We start from the raw sequence: 14,437 nt of genomic DNA on the forward strand, positions 1-14,437 counted from the left end.
AACCTTATCAAACTTTTCTTAATTGAGAAGATGAAATATTAACTTTATTAAAATTAACAAATGTTAAGCTTTTGTTATTTGCTCTATTAAAGGTTACTGACTTTAATGATTTAGCTTTATACCCCTGGCGATCAAATACAAGGATATTACATTTTTTTACAATAGATTTCCATTTATGCCACTTATGAAAATTTATAAGATTATCAGCACCCATAATGAAATAAATTTCATTTTTTTTCTCTTTGGTTAAATGTTTAATTAAATCAATTGTCTTATTAGACCCTATCTTTTCTTCAAAAAATTTTAGTTTAATATAGTCTTTTTTTCCTATTATTTTTTTTGCAAATTTTATTCTACTTCTTAAATTTGATTTACTTTCATTTTTAAATGGATTTTGTTTTGTAATTGCCCAAATAACATTCTTTAGATTGAATCTTTTCTTGGCTTGCTTTGATATTTCTAAGTGTCCTTTATGTGCAGGATCAAATGTACCTCCTAAAACACCAATATTTATTTTTTCAGTTTTCAATTTATTTTCTAGTTTGACCATTGCTAACAATTTCATATTTGTAAGAAATGAGTTGACCTAAACCTACAGGCCCTCTTGGAGGAAGGATATTTGTTGAAATACCAACTTCACCACCAAATCCAAACTCTCCACCATCAGCAAACTGTGTTGATGTATTGTGCATAGCTATTGAACTTTTCACATTTTTTAAAAATTTTTTTGCAGTCTTTTTATTTTTAGTAATAATAGAGTCTGTGTGCATAGTGCCATATTTGTTGATATGTTTAATTGCTTCTTCATGATTTTTTACAGTCTTTACAGATACTGTAGGTGCTAAGTATTCCGTAGACCAGTCTTTTTCTTTTGCAGCAGAAATTTTTCCATTATAGTGTTTACATAAAAAATGGTCTCCATATATTTTACAGCCACTTTCTTCTAATCTTTTCAAAATAGGATTACAAAATTTTTTAACAATCTTCTCATGAAGCAAGATGGTTTCGGTTGCACCACAAATACTAGTATTTCTTAATTTAGCATTATAGATGATATCTATAGCCATTTTTAATTCTGCATCTTTATCAACAAAAGTGTGACATAGACCTTCTAAATGTCCAATGATAGGTATAGCAGAAAATTCTTGAACTCTTTTTACTAAATTTTTTCCACCACGAGGTATGATTACATGAATATAATCTTTCATTCTTGAAAGCATATAATCTACCATTTTTCTATTTTTAGAATCTACAAACTGAATAAAGTTTTCATTAACTTTATTTTCTTTGAGGGCCTTTCTAAACAATTTAGCTAAAATTTTATTAGTGTTTATTGCCTCTGAGCCTCCTTTTAAAATTACAGCATTTCCTGATTTAAAACATAAACTAGCAACATCTGAAGTAACATTGGGTCTACTTTCATATATAACTCCAATAACCCCAATAGGAATGGATACTCTTTTAATCTTTAATCCATTAGGTCTACTCCATTTTTCAAGAGTATTATCAATAGGATTTTTTAGTTTAATGATTTTATTTATAGAGGTTTTTATATTGTCTAATTTTTTATGATTAATAGCTAGCCTATCAATTAAATTTTTTTTAAGTCCTTTTTGTAAAGCAAATTTTATATCTTTCGTATTTTCTGCAATTATAGAGTTCTTCTCTTTATCTAGTAGGAAAGCATATCTTTTTAGAATTTTATTTTTAACCTTAGTGTTAACTTTTTCAAGTGCCGCTTTCTTAGCATTTTTCCCTATTAAATTCATATATTGGTTCATTTTATATTTCTACCATATCATCTTTATGTATAACTTCAGACTTTGAAACATATCCTAATATTTTTTCAATTTCTTTAGAATGACAACCCATAATTCTCAATATTTCATCAGATGAGAATGAACTTAAGCCTCTAGCACATTCAAAATTTTTTTTATTTAAAACTTTTATATGATCACCCTTTTTAAACTTACCAGATACTTTTGTAATTCCAGCTGCTAATAAACTTTTGCCATTAGAGAGAGCTTTTTTGGCACCATCATCAATAACAACTTCTCCTTTAGGAGAAATAGAACTAATAATCCATTTTTTTCTAGCATCTAATTTTGATATTTTTGGCAAGAACCAGGTACAATTATTATCTTTAAGTATTTTTTTAATAGGCCTCATAAGTAAGCCATTAGCTATTGCCATTTGGCATCCTGATAACTGACAGATTTTTGCTGCATCAATTTTAGTTTTCATTCCACCGGTTCCATGTTCACTAATGCTTTTAGTTGCAATTTTTTCTATATCCTTATCAATATTTTTTATTTCTTTTAATAATTTTGCATTCTTATAGATTTTAGGATTTTGTGTATAAAGACCATCAACATCAGAAAGAAGTATTAGTGAGTCAGCTCCAGATATTTGTGCCACTCTAGAAGCCAGTCTATCGTTGTCACCATATTTAATTTCTGTAGTTGCTGTAGTATCGTTTTCATTAACAATGGGCACAAAGCCTAGTTGAAATAAATTATCAAATGTTCTTTTTGCATTTAATGATCTTCTTCTTTGCTCTGTATCTTCTAGTGTAAGTAAAATTTGAGATATATTAATTTTTTGTTTAACAAATATTTCTGAAAATAAGTTCATAAGCTCAATTTGTCCAATTGATGCTACTGCCTGACTTTTATCAATTTTGAGATTTTTTTTATTTAAGTTAAGTTTTTTACAGCCCATTGCAATAGCACCTGAGCTTACAATAATAATTTTTTTATCTTTTTTAATTAATTCTCTAATATCTTTGGCAAATTCAGAAAGCCATATCTTTCTAATTTTTTTATTCTGATCTATCAATAAAGTGGAGCCAATTTTAATTACAATTATTTTAGAGTCTTTAAGATACATATGAAAGTAATTTAGCTTTAATTTTTGATATAGATCCTTTCTCTAGTGTTGAAAGAGTCACTACTTCAGATTTTTTATTTTTAGAAAATTTTTTCACAATTTCTTTTACTTCTTCTTTATTCAATAAGTCTGTTTTGTTTAATACAATTATTTCTTTTTTCTCCAGAATTTCCTTACTGTAACTACTAAGCTCTTTTTTAACTTGTTGATATGTATTTTCAATATTTTCATCAGTAATATCTATTAAATGCATTAATGTTTTGCATCTTTCTATATGTTTTAAGAATTGAATTCCAAGACCCACACCTTCATGTGCACCCTCAACTAACCCAGGTATGTCAGCTAAAGTTATTTCTTTATCATCATAAATTGCAACACCAAGATTTGGGTTTAAAGTTGTAAACTTATAATTTGATATCTTTGGTGTAGCATTTGTAATAGCTGCTAACAAACTAGATTTACCTGCGTTTGGTAAACCTACAATACCAACATCAGCAATAGTTTTTAATTGAAGCCAAATTACATATTCTTCACCTACCGCACCTTTTGTAAATTTTTTTGGAGCCCTATTTGTAGAGCTTTTAAATCTAGTATTCCCAAGACCTCCCTTACCACCTTTGGCTACAACAAATTCTTCACCTTCTTTTTTAAAATCATAGATTAAAGTTTTATTATCTTCCTCAAATACTTGTGTACCTATTGGAACTTTTAAAAATAAATCTTCTCCACCATGACCTGTACGATTTTGACCAGAACCATTCACTCCTCTTCCAGCTTTGTGGTGTTGTTGAAATCTATAATCAATAAGAGTATTTAAATTTCTTTCTGACCTCAGGAATATGGTTCCACCTTTACCTCCATCACCACCATCTGGTCCACCGTACTCAATAAACTTCTCTCTACGAAAACTAGGAGAGCCATGCCCACCGTTGCCGGCCTTTACATAAATTTTAACTTGATCTAGAAACTTCATATTACAACTGTTAGTTTTTAGTTGTACTACTAATTGGGTTTTACGGAAACGAATGTTCTATCAAATCTACCTTTTTTAAATACCACTTTTCCTTCAACAACAGAAAAAATTGAATGATCTTTACCCATTCCCACATTTTCGCCGGGAAAAATTTTTGTTCCTCTTTGTCTAACAATTATATTACCAGGAATTACTACTTCACCACCATACTTCTTAACACCCAGTCTACGACCAGCACTATCTCTTCCGTTTCTCGATGATCCACCTGCTTTTTTTGTTGCCATAATTTATCTAATTATTTATTTGCTACTTTAGTCTCAGTTTTTTTAGTGACTACCTTAGCTTTATTTTTTTTTGTTTCAATTTTAGTTTCTGCCACAACTTTTACTTTTTCAGTTTTTTTAGATGGTTTAACCATTTTTTTTGCTTCAGATAAAACTTTCCCATCTTTTGAAAAAATTTTGCTAATTCTTATTAATGAATATTGCTGTCTATGACCATTTTTTCTTCTAGAATTTTGTCTTCTTCTTTTTTTAAAAATTAATATTGTTCTATTTTTTCCATTTTCAACAAGGTCTGCTTCAACTTTAGCACCCTCAACTGTTGGTGATCCAACTTCAATATTTTTATCATCCCCGTAGGCTAAGATTTCTTTAAATTCTAACTTAGTTTCAAGCTTAGAGTCTTCTAGTCTTTCAATTTTAAGGATTTCTCCAGCCTTTACTTTGTACTGTTTTCCACCTGTTTGTATGATTGCGTATGACATTGTTTAATCTATTTTTTATAAGCAGCAATATAGTCGGGAGCCTATTATAGTCAAGAGCGAATAAGCTAAAAATTGTCCTTTAAATCCCTTAATTTTGAAAAGGTTTCTATATTGTCTGACCTAAGAAAAATATTACACTCCAATTCATCCTTAATAGTAGTTGGAATGGTTGGTAGGCCAGCTTTTAATTTTATTTTTATATCATTTATTTTATTTTTAAGATTTTTATTGTTTGTGTCGTGAAAAACACAAAATTTTGAATTTTGCAGTGTATATTCATGACCACAAAAAACTTTTGTATTTTTTGGTAACTCTTTTAGTTTCTTTAGTGAGTCAAACATTTGTTTATAAGTTCCTTCAAACAACCTGCCACAACCTAAAGAAAAAAGAGTATCTCCAGAAAAAACTGATTCATCTTTATGAAAATAAAAACATATATGACCCAGTGTATGTCCTGGAATATGAATTATTTTTGCCTCAAAGTTTTTATACACCCAAGTTTCTTGATCATTTACCAATATATCTATTCCTGGAATTCTATCTTTGTCTCCCTTGTATCCAATAACACTTGCTCCATACTTTTCTTTTAATTTTTGATTTCCTCCTACATGATCATAATGATGATGAGTATTTAATATAAACTTTAATTTAATTTGAGTACCTTCTAGGTATTTAATAATAGGTTCAGCTTCACTGGGGTCAACCACACAAGCAATATTATTTTCTTCATCAATTATTAAATAAGAATAGTTATCTTTTAAGCAAGGTATTATTTTAGTTTTCATTTATTTTTCAATTAAAAAAATACCAAGCTCTGCTGATAAGTTTTTTATATTTAGGTTTGATTTGTTAATAGTGGATATTTTTTCATCGCGAAGTGCCAATGCTTTATCTAACTTAATATCTCTTTCATAACAGAATTTATAAAAATCTTTGATAGTACACATATGTAAATTTGGAGTATTATACCACTCATCAGGTAGATTTTTTGTAATTGGCATTGTTCCTTTCATTAACAAGTGAAGTCTTACTTTCCAAAACCCAAAATTTGGCACCGTAACAATAGCTTTTTTGCCCACTCTTAATAGCTCCTGAATAACTATTTCTGGATTAAGGAAAGCCTGGAGCGTTTGACTTAATATTACAAAATCAAAAGATTTATCAGGAAATTGGGAAAGATCTTTTTCAGCATCTCCTTCAATTACTGTCAGTCCTTTACTTACACATTTTTGAGAATTTTCTTTAGAAATTTCAATTCCTCTTATGTCTATTTCTTTATTATTTTGTAAAAATTCTATTAATGTTCCATCACCACAACCAACATCTAAAACTCTTGTATTTTTTTCAATAAAATCTGAGATTATTTTGAATTCTTGCTTCATCTTGAAATTTTTGAATAAGAGTTGTTGATGTAATTTTTTAAAGTATTTAAAAATTCAGGAACATCAAGAAGAAATGAATCGTGTCCTTTATCCGACTCAATTTCAACAAATGCAACATCAGCACCAATAGCATTTAAAGCAATAACAATCTCTTTATTTTCAGAGGTTGGGTAAAGCCAGTCAGAGGTGAATGATATAACTAGAAATTTAGTTTTTGTTTTTTCAAAAGCTTTTGATAAATTTCCGTTATATTTTTTGGATAAATCAAAATAATCCATAGCCCTTGTGATATATAAATAACTGTTAGCATCAAATCTATCTACAAATACACTCCCTTGGTATCTTAGATAACTTTCTATTTGGAAATCTGCATCAAAACTAAATTTTAAATCACCTCTTTCTTGTAATTTTCTACCAAATTTTTCTTGTAAGCCATTTTTAGATAAATAGGTTATATGAGCAGCCATTCTTGCAACAGATAATCCTTTATCAGGATTTTTATTTTGATTTGCATAATCCCCGTTTAACCAATTATTATCTGCCATTATAGATTGTCTACCAAGTTCGTTAAAAGCAATGTTTTGTGCCGAATGACTTGAAGTACAAGCAATTGGAATTGCTATTCTTGCCTTATCAGGAAAATTACTCACAAATTGAAGAACCTGCATACCACCCATTGATCCACCCATGACTGCAAATAATTTTTCAATTTTAAAATAATCTAAAAGATTGTGTTGAGCATTTACCATATCATTTATTGTAATTATAGGAAAGGTAGTTCCGTAAATTTTATTAGTATCAGTGTTAGTGTTGCTAGGACCAAAAGAACCTAAACATCCACTAATTACGTTTGCACAAATTACAAAATATTTTTCGGTATCTATAGCCTTGTTTGAGCCAACAGCATGAGACCACCAGCCTTCTTTTTTTGTAATTGGATTTATTCCAGATAAAAATTGGTCACCCGTTAAGGCATGAAACACCAAAATAGCATTGTCTTTTTCTTTATTGAGAGAGCCATAAGTTTCATAAGCTAAAGGAAAGTTATCAATAGTCTGTCCACAATCTAGCTTCAATGGCTTATCAATTATTAAACTTTTTATGTTTATATTTTTATTCATAAATAAAGGCTAAAATTGAATTGAGAGATAAAAAAACATATTTAGCGGTTTTTTTTAAGCGCTCGCAATTCAGTTAAATCAGCGCATATTTTTTGTACTAGATAGCATTTCTTATGTCAAATTTTTTAAAAAATGACTTATTCTGTATGAAAATTTAATATTTTATTTATAAGATTAACAAAATGACAGTTCCAAAATTTAAAACATTTAAAATAAAAGCCTATAAACCAGGCAAATCGAATATAGGCAAAATTAAAAGCATTATTAAGCTATCTGCAAATGAATCTGCATTAGGCGTTAGTTCAAAAGTTAAGAGAATTTTAAATAATAAAGATTTAATACTTTCAAAATATCCAGATAGTAAATCAAAAATTTTAAGAAAGGAAATTTCAAAAAAGTTTAATTGTGATTTCAATAAAATAATTTGTGGAGCAGGATCTGACGAGATTATTCAAATGATTTGCCAACTATACTTAAAACCATCTGATGAAGTGGTAGTTCCTCAATATAGCTTTCTAATGTATAGAATTTATGCACAAATTATTGGTACAAAGGTCATCTTTTCTAAAGAAAAAAACTTTAAAGTTTCTGTATCAGAGATAATTAAAAGTGTTTCAAAAAAAACAAAGATAGTTTTTATTGCAAATCCTAATAATCCAACAGGAACTTATTTGACTAAGTTAGAATTAGTTGAATTAAGAAAAAAATTAAGGAAAAATATTTTATTAGTATTGGATGATGCTTACTTTGAGTATATGAAAAATAAAGATTATAAATCAAGTTTAGATTTATTTAAAAATAAAGATAACGTAGTTATAATAAGAACGTTTTCTAAAATATATGGATTAGCCTCTTTAAGAGTAGGCTGGGGATATGCCTCAAAAAAGATTATTGATGCAATGAACATGATTAAACCACCATTTAATGTTAATCAACTAGCTCAGATTGCAGCTACAGAAGCCTTAAAAGATAAAAATTTTGTTAATCAATCTGTAAAGCACAATATTATAGAAGCAAATAAACTTAAAAATATTTTAGAAAAATTAAACATTTTTTCAAATAAAATTACTGCTAATTTTTTATTATTAAATTTTGATAAATGTAAATTTTCAGCTAATTACGTATTTAATAAGCTACAATCAAAAGGTATAATATTAAGATCTACAGAAGATGGATATAATATCAAAAATAAACTGAGGTTAACAATTGGATCAAAAAAAGAAAATATAAAGTTCATAGCAACAATTAAAAGTATATTTAAATAATTATGAAAAATATTTTAATAATAGGATGTGGATTAATTGGCTCTTCGTTATTAAGGGCAATAGTTGATAAAAAAATAGCTAAAAAAATATTTATTTGTGAAAAATCTAAATCAAATATTTTAAAGATTAAAAAATTGAAATTACCATGTGTAATTACAAATGATTTTAAAAAAATTATCCCAAATTTAGATCTAATAATATTTTGCACTCCATTAGGAGAATATGAAAAAATAATTTTAAAAATAAATAAATACTTATCATCCAAAACTATCATTACAGACGTTGGCTCATCTAAAGAAAAATCTATGGAACTTATTGAAAAAAAACTTAAAAAAGGAATTTTTTGGACATCTAGTCATCCCATAGCGGGATCAGAAGTTAGTGGACCTGAGCATGGTATAAAAAATTTATTCCTTAACAAATGGTGTATATTGATAAAACAAAAAAATACCAACACTAAGCACTTAGGAAGATTGAGTAGATTTTGGAAAAAAATAGGTTCTAAGGTTGCAATTATGAACTCTAAAAAACACGATTCAATTTTTTCTATGACAAGCCATTTACCCCACTTAATTGCATATAATTTAGTCAAAACAGCAACAGATTTTGAAAAACAGCAAGGGTATGACTTAATAAAGTTTAGTGCAGGTGGTTTGAGAGATTTTTCAAGGATTGCTGCATCTAATGAAATTATGTGGAGAGATATTTTATTTAATAATCAAAAAAATATTTCAAAAGTTATTGATTTATTTGTTAAAAATTTATTTTCATTTAAAAAAGATATTCAATCTAAAAACAACAATTCGATTATTAAAAAACTAGCTGATACTAAAAAAGTTAGAAAAAAAATAATTAAATTGAAACAAGATATTGATAAACCAGATTTTGGGAGGTCTTAATTTTTATTATTTATCAATAAGGACTTTTTAAATTCGCCCAAATAATCAGCATATAATGAAGAATTCTTAATTTTAGTTTTATATATTGGTTTTCTAGCTTGATTAAAGCTAACAGTCTTTATTCCTCTTTTATTTTCGTGATGTTTTAAACAATTATCATCCCAGTCTAGTTGACAAAACTTAATCATTTCTCTTATTGTTTTTTCAGGATTATTAACAAGTGCTTCGTAATCTAAATTATATATTTTGTTGGGAAATTTATTGCCCCAAAATTTCATTAAATCATCGTACATATGGTAGAAACGTGTTAAATCGTATAAATCATTAGAATAATATAAGCCTTGATCAAATTGATTTTTATAATTAGACCAACAAACCTCTAGCATATCTCTTTGGCAGTGTATTATTTTAGAATTAGGTAAAATATTTAATATAAATCCTATCCATCTAAAATTTAATGGAGATTTATCAGTAAAATTTATCAAGTTATCTCTTCTAAAGGATATTTTCGATATATATTCGTCTTGTGATTCAGCAAAAATCTTATCAAGTTTGTCAGAATTATTAAGAATTTTTTTAGTAACTATTTGATTTAAATAATCAAGCTCACCTCCTCCAAACACTTTTTCATGAGAAGATATAATTTGTTCAACAAGAGAAGTTCCTGATCTTGGCATTCCTAAAATAAAAATAGTTTTAATTTTATTTTTTTTGGCAGGTTTAACAGAATTATTAATAAAAAATTTTTTTATATCTTTGAATAATTTTTCATCAGCATTGATGTTGTATTCAGTAAAATTTTTCATAAGTGTGTTACCTTTTTCAATATTTATAAAAGCATTTTTATAATCTTTCATATCTTCATATGCTTTACCAAGTGCAAAGTTAAGCTCTAATTTTTCATAAATTTTTAATTTTTTATTTAAAATTTTTTTTTTCAAAGTAATAAAGTGTTTGTTATTTTTATCATAATTGATCATGGAAGAAATATGTCGGTCAATTTTTGTAAAGTTAGGATTAATTTTTAATGCTTTTTCAAAGTATTTTATAGCTTCTAGCTCTTCACCCAATGCTTGATATGTAGAACCTAAGTTATAATTAATTTCAAAATTTTCACTTTCTAAAAGAAATGCTTTTTTAAAATACTCCAAAGCTTCCTCAAAAAAATTTAATTCTTTTTTTAAATTTCCATAATTATTTAAGATATTTAAATAATTTGGATTTACATCAATTGCTCTTTTATAATAATATTCTGCTTTATCTAACTCATGTTTTCTAAAATAACTTAAACCGATATTGTTTAAAAAAAAAATATTTTTGGGGTTTGCTTGAAGAAATTTTTTTAATAGCTCAATAGAATTATCAAAATCACCTTTGCCTTGATAGGCTAAGGATAAAATATTAATTATTACTTGATCATTACTCATTTTTAGTAGTTTTTTCGCATCAGCAATTACCTCATCAAATAAGCCAGCTTGAAGCTTATTTACTACTATATGAATTTTTTTTTTAAATTCTTCTTGTGAGATCATTAATATTCATTTTTTTTATAACATTAAGTTTAGAGTTTTTTTTAATTTCAGATATTGTTTTTTTTATACTCATTATTATTACCATTTTTTTTGGTCCAAATGCATGAATTAATTTCTTACTATTAATACAAATAGCAACATGGCCTTTCCAAAATATGATATCTCCTTTTTTAAATGTATCTTTACTGATATTTTTTTTTGAATATTTTACTTGGTCCTTTGTATCTCTTGGATAAAATTTATTATTATAAAAAAAAATTACTTGTAAAATTGCTGAACAATCAATTCCTTTGTAGGTTTTACCCCCCCAAAAATATTTAGTATTTAAAAATAATTTAAATATTTTAATATAATTTTTTTCTATATGATTAATTTTTTTTATATTAGATTTTTTAATCCACTTATTTTTTTCGAATTCTATAAATTTTTTATCTTCTTGGATTATTAATATTTTTGAAGCGAATGTTAAAAAATATTTTGTTTTTTTTCTAACTTTATCATAAATACTAGCTTTTAAGACGAATACTTTGTGTGTAGGTTCAAAATTTCTTATGTAATTTTCATTTTTTATGTATCCAATATAATTATCAAACGATGTTATTATTTTTAGCCAATTATTATTTTTAGATATAATATTAAACTTTTCACCGTAAATAATTTGTGAGGTAATTTCTGAAGCATTAGATGGTTTTTTGTATATGTTTGATAATGGTTTTTTATAAAAATAATTATTCATCATGAAATCTTAATTTATCCTTAATAAAAAATAAGCAAATTAAAGAGGGGATTACCATTATAGCAGTTATGATAAAAAAAATGCCCCAATCACCATTTAACCAGTCAACCAAAGCGCCAGAAGATGATGCAAGTGTAGTTCTTCCAGCAGTCCCTATTGAAGCAAGCAATGCATATTGTGTTGCTGTATAAGTTCTGTCAACTAGTAAGGAAATAAAAGCTACGAATGCAACTGTTGCAAAAGCAGCAGCTATGTCGTCAAATATGACTGCTATAGCAAATAATAACTCAGACCTTTCACTCCATGCTAATAGAGTAAATAATAAGTTTGTTGCAGCCATTAATATTCCTGCAAGAAACATAGCTTTTAAAACTCCAGATCTAATCACAAAAAGTCCACCTAATAATGTAAAAATAACTGTAGTAATCCATCCTAAAGTTTTTGAGTAAATTGCAATATCACCTTTAGAAAATCCTATTTCTTTATAAAAAACAATCGACATTCGTCCAAGAAAAGCTTCTCCAATCTTAAATAAAAAAACAAAGCACAAAACTCCAAGTGCAATTGAAAAACCATTTTTTTTGAAAAAACTAATTATAGGACCTCCTAAGGTTCCCCCTAAATAAGCAACAAAAGTGGTTATAATATTTTTTGATCCAAGCCTATTTTTAATAAGTCTGTCAGTTTCTTTTTGTTTTAGGTGTTTTTCAATGGAAAGGGTTTCATGAACAAACATTAAGCCTATATTCATTAGGATGACTATAATACCCAAAATTAAAAATGTAATTTGCCAATAATTAACCACGCCAATATTTTGCAAATGTTGAGCTGTAAATAAAGCTATTACACCACCTAACTTATAACCACTCCACCACCCAACAACAACCATAGCAGCACCAGCCGCCATTGATTTACTTTCATTTTCATTTATTTGTTCAATCCTTAGGGCGTCAACTGTAATATCTTGTGTAGCAGAAGCAATAGCAATAATTAAACCAACTGTGATTAATAATGTTAAATTTTCAGTGGGATTAATTAGACTCCATGTCAGTAAAGAGGCCAAAATAATAATTTGCATTAAAACTATCCAACCTCTTCTATGACCAAGTTTTTTTGTTAAATATGGTATTCGAAGTCTATCCACTAGAGGTGCCCACAAATAGTTAAATGCATAAACAGCAAATATTAATCCAGCCCAGCCAATAGTTGATCTGCTTAAACCTTCTTCTTTGAGCCATAAAGTTAAACTACTACCAATTAAAACCCACGGAAAACCAGAAATTGCACCTAGTAATAATATTTTAAACATTCTTTTATCAAAATACACAGAAAAAGTTTTTGAAAAAGATTGTTTTTTAATTTCAATCATAATTAATTTCTCCAAAATGAAGGTAGAAATAACACAAGTATAGCAAATAACTCTAATCTACCAAGAATCATTCCAAGACTTAAAATCCATTTAGAAAATTCAGGCAAACTTGAAAAGTTGCCACTAGGGCCGATTATAGACCCTAATCCTGGGCCAACATTTGAGATTGAAGTTGCTGCTCCTGAAATTGAAGTTAAAAAATCCAAGCCGCTTAAAGATAACATTGCTGTTATTAAAAAAAATATGACCATATATAAAAAAATAAATGAAATTATTGAAGCTATAAACTTATAATCAACAGTATTTTTATCATATTTAATGATAAAAATTCCTCGTGGATAAATAATCTTTTTTAATTGATTAATAATAAATAAATATAGAATTTGAATTCTAAAGACTTTAATACCACATGTTGTTGAACCTGCACAACCACCAATAAACATTAAAGTTAAAAAAAAGATTAATGGAAAATTTCCCCATCCATCAAATTCTCCAGTAACATATCCTGTACCTGTTAAAATAGAAATAACATTAAAAAAAATAGCTCTGATATTAACCTGAGAAAAATTTTTCTGATGAAAGAGTGAATAAATAAAAAGTAAGATGATTGAGAAAATTATTATTTTGATAAAAGATTTAATTTGAACATCTGAAATAAATATTTTCTTATTACCATTTAAAAATTTAATATAAGCAATAAAAGGTAAGCTACCCAATAGAATAAAAATCATTGATGATATTTCAATATATAAACTATCAAAATATCCTATAGATTCATTATAATTTGAAAAGCCACCGGTAGCTATTGTGGTCATTGAGTGAGTAAGACTATCAAAATAACTCATTCCAAATAATTTATAAGTTAAAGCACAAAGAGTTGTTAATCCTAAATAAACATAAATTAATCTCAATGCAATTTCAGAAGATTTTGGTAATATTTTTTCTGAAGAGTCATTATTTGAAATTTTAAATAGTTGCATTCCACCAACATTCATTATTGGCATTAGTGTTATTGCCATCACAATAATACCAATCCCTCCCAACCACTGAAGCATAGCTCTCCATAAAAGTATTGATTTAGGAGCACTCTCCAAGTTAGAAATAATTGTAGAACCAGTGGTGGTAATACCTGACATACTTTCAAAAAAAGCATCTGTAATTGATAATTCAAGTGTAGAGAAAATAAATGGCAAAGAGCCAAAAACTGCAATACTTAACCATGAAAGTGCAGTCAATAAAAAAGCTTGTTGCAAGTTTAACTTTTTATCGTGGTTTAAATTTGTCAACAAAAATAAAATACCAAATATTATTGAAATTATCGAAGCCCCTATAAAAGAGGAGTCTATTTCAGAATAAATAAACTGGGTTAAAAATGGAATCACCATAGATATTCCAAGTATAATTTGCAAAATACCCAAGGTAAAAAAAACAGTTTTGTAATTAGACATTTTGAAAGAACATTATTTTATGGTAAATAAATTTCAACTCTATAAGAATTAATAAAA

At 27.2% G+C, this 14,437-nt stretch carries 15 protein-coding genes; 2 read left to right on the forward strand and 13 right to left on the reverse strand.

Annotated features, from left to right (window positions below; genetic code table 11):
* Window positions 1–7 precede the first annotated feature (7 nt).
* From nadD to metX, 9 genes are all read right to left on the reverse strand, one after another.
* Window positions 8–550, reverse strand: coding sequence for a nicotinate (nicotinamide) nucleotide adenylyltransferase (gene nadD, locus VP91_RS02710; protein WP_169035900.1), 543 nt, complete (start codon window positions 548–550; stop codon window positions 8–10).
* Complete coding sequence (locus VP91_RS02715) at window positions 531–1,781, reverse strand: glutamate-5-semialdehyde dehydrogenase (RefSeq protein ID WP_169035901.1); 1,251 nt, start codon at window positions 1,779–1,781, stop codon at window positions 531–533. Before VP91_RS02715 ends, nadD begins: the two co-directional genes overlap by 20 nt.
* A gap of 1 nt (window position 1,782) precedes the next feature.
* Complete coding sequence (gene proB / locus VP91_RS02720) at window positions 1,783–2,889, reverse strand: glutamate 5-kinase (RefSeq protein WP_169035902.1); 1,107 nt, start codon at window positions 2,887–2,889, stop codon at window positions 1,783–1,785.
* Entirely contained in the window at window positions 2,879–3,862 is a 984-nt protein-coding gene (cgtA, locus tag VP91_RS02725; protein ID WP_169035903.1) for an Obg family GTPase CgtA, read from the reverse strand. Before cgtA ends, proB begins: the two co-directional genes overlap by 11 nt.
* A gap of 29 nt (window positions 3,863–3,891) precedes the next feature.
* Window positions 3,892–4,146, reverse strand: coding sequence for a 50S ribosomal protein L27 (gene rpmA / locus VP91_RS02730; protein ID WP_169035904.1), 255 nt, complete (start codon window positions 4,144–4,146; stop codon window positions 3,892–3,894).
* An 11-nt stretch (window positions 4,147–4,157) separates the two neighbouring features.
* Window positions 4,158–4,628 (reverse strand): 50S ribosomal protein L21, encoded by a 471-nt coding sequence (rplU, locus tag VP91_RS02735; protein ID WP_169035905.1) that lies wholly within the window; start codon window positions 4,626–4,628, stop codon window positions 4,158–4,160.
* A gap of 65 nt (window positions 4,629–4,693) precedes the next feature.
* Window positions 4,694–5,413 carry a hydroxyacylglutathione hydrolase gene (gene gloB / locus VP91_RS02740; RefSeq protein ID WP_169035906.1) on the reverse strand — a complete coding sequence of 240 codons (720 nt, stop codon included), beginning with the start codon at window positions 5,411–5,413 and terminating at the stop codon, window positions 4,694–4,696.
* Window positions 5,414–6,010 carry a methionine biosynthesis protein MetW gene (gene metW / locus VP91_RS02745; RefSeq protein WP_169035907.1) on the reverse strand — a complete coding sequence of 199 codons (597 nt, stop codon included), beginning with the start codon at window positions 6,008–6,010 and terminating at the stop codon, window positions 5,414–5,416.
* Window positions 6,007–7,131 carry a homoserine O-acetyltransferase MetX gene (gene metX / locus VP91_RS02750; protein WP_169035908.1) on the reverse strand — a complete coding sequence of 375 codons (1,125 nt, stop codon included), beginning with the start codon at window positions 7,129–7,131 and terminating at the stop codon, window positions 6,007–6,009. The genes metW and metX overlap by 4 nt, the downstream gene beginning before the upstream one ends.
* 182 nt (window positions 7,132–7,313) lie before the next feature.
* Between metX and hisC the strand changes: the two genes are divergently transcribed.
* Window positions 7,314–8,396 carry a histidinol-phosphate transaminase gene (hisC, locus tag VP91_RS02755; protein ID WP_169035909.1) on the forward strand — a complete coding sequence of 361 codons (1,083 nt, stop codon included), beginning with the start codon at window positions 7,314–7,316 and terminating at the stop codon, window positions 8,394–8,396.
* 2 nt (window positions 8,397–8,398) lie between these two features.
* The gene (locus VP91_RS02760) at window positions 8,399–9,295 is read left to right on the forward strand and encodes a prephenate dehydrogenase (RefSeq protein ID WP_169035910.1); all 897 of its coding nucleotides are present in this window, start codon (window positions 8,399–8,401) and stop codon (window positions 9,293–9,295) included.
* Here VP91_RS02760 and VP91_RS02765 read toward each other — a convergent pair.
* The 4 genes from VP91_RS02765 to VP91_RS02780 are packed head-to-tail and all read right to left on the reverse strand — an operon-like array spanning window position 9,292 to window position 14,380.
* Complete coding sequence (locus tag VP91_RS02765; protein ID WP_169035911.1) at window positions 9,292–10,827, reverse strand: tetratricopeptide repeat-containing sulfotransferase family protein; 1,536 nt, start codon at window positions 10,825–10,827, stop codon at window positions 9,292–9,294. The two genes, VP91_RS02760 and VP91_RS02765, sit on opposite strands and share 4 nt — an antisense overlap.
* A complete protein-coding gene (locus VP91_RS02770) occupies window positions 10,805–11,566 on the reverse strand; it encodes an NlpC/P60 family protein (protein WP_169035912.1) in 762 nt (253 codons plus the stop codon). Before VP91_RS02770 ends, VP91_RS02765 begins: the two co-directional genes overlap by 23 nt.
* Window positions 11,556–12,932, reverse strand: coding sequence for an AmpG family muropeptide MFS transporter (locus tag VP91_RS02775; protein ID WP_169035913.1), 1,377 nt, complete (start codon window positions 12,930–12,932; stop codon window positions 11,556–11,558). The genes VP91_RS02770 and VP91_RS02775 overlap by 11 nt, the downstream gene beginning before the upstream one ends.
* A 2-nt stretch (window positions 12,933–12,934) precedes the next feature.
* Complete coding sequence (locus tag VP91_RS02780) at window positions 12,935–14,380, reverse strand: TrkH family potassium uptake protein (RefSeq protein ID WP_169035914.1); 1,446 nt, start codon at window positions 14,378–14,380, stop codon at window positions 12,935–12,937.
* Window positions 14,381–14,437: the final 57 nt, after the last annotated feature.

Origin of the sequence: Candidatus Pelagibacter communis (assembly GCF_012932795.1) — a bacterium.
In the GTDB taxonomy this organism is placed as follows: domain Bacteria; phylum Pseudomonadota; class Alphaproteobacteria; order Pelagibacterales; family Pelagibacteraceae; genus Pelagibacter; species Pelagibacter ubique_S.

Coding starts and splice junctions, on each gene's coding strand:
- VP91_RS02760 (WP_169035910.1), top strand. CDS start 8,399: ATGAAAAATATTTTAATAATAGGATGTGGATTAATTGGCTCTTCGTTA.
- metW (WP_169035907.1), bottom strand. CDS start 6,010: ATGAAGCAAGAATTCAAAATAATCTCAGATTTTATTGAAAAAAATACA.
- VP91_RS02780 (WP_169035914.1), bottom strand. CDS start 14,380: ATGTCTAATTACAAAACTGTTTTTTTTACCTTGGGTATTTTGCAAATT.
- metX (WP_169035908.1), bottom strand. CDS start 7,131: ATGAATAAAAATATAAACATAAAAAGTTTAATAATTGATAAGCCATTG.
- cgtA (WP_169035903.1), bottom strand. CDS start 3,862: ATGAAGTTTCTAGATCAAGTTAAAATTTATGTAAAGGCCGGCAACGGT.
- VP91_RS02715 (WP_169035901.1), bottom strand. CDS start 1,781: ATGAACCAATATATGAATTTAATAGGGAAAAATGCTAAGAAAGCGGCA.
- nadD (WP_169035900.1), bottom strand. CDS start 550: ATGGTCAAACTAGAAAATAAATTGAAAACTGAAAAAATAAATATTGGT.
- rplU (WP_169035905.1), bottom strand. CDS start 4,628: ATGTCATACGCAATCATACAAACAGGTGGAAAACAGTACAAAGTAAAG.
- rpmA (WP_169035904.1), bottom strand. CDS start 4,146: ATGGCAACAAAAAAAGCAGGTGGATCATCGAGAAACGGAAGAGATAGT.
- VP91_RS02775 (WP_169035913.1), bottom strand. CDS start 12,932: ATGATTGAAATTAAAAAACAATCTTTTTCAAAAACTTTTTCTGTGTAT.
- hisC (WP_169035909.1), top strand. CDS start 7,314: ATGACAGTTCCAAAATTTAAAACATTTAAAATAAAAGCCTATAAACCA.
- VP91_RS02765 (WP_169035911.1), bottom strand. CDS start 10,827: ATGATCTCACAAGAAGAATTTAAAAAAAAAATTCATATAGTAGTAAAT.
- proB (WP_169035902.1), bottom strand. CDS start 2,889: ATGTATCTTAAAGACTCTAAAATAATTGTAATTAAAATTGGCTCCACT.
- VP91_RS02770 (WP_169035912.1), bottom strand. CDS start 11,566: ATGATGAATAATTATTTTTATAAAAAACCATTATCAAACATATACAAA.
- gloB (WP_169035906.1), bottom strand. CDS start 5,413: ATGAAAACTAAAATAATACCTTGCTTAAAAGATAACTATTCTTATTTA.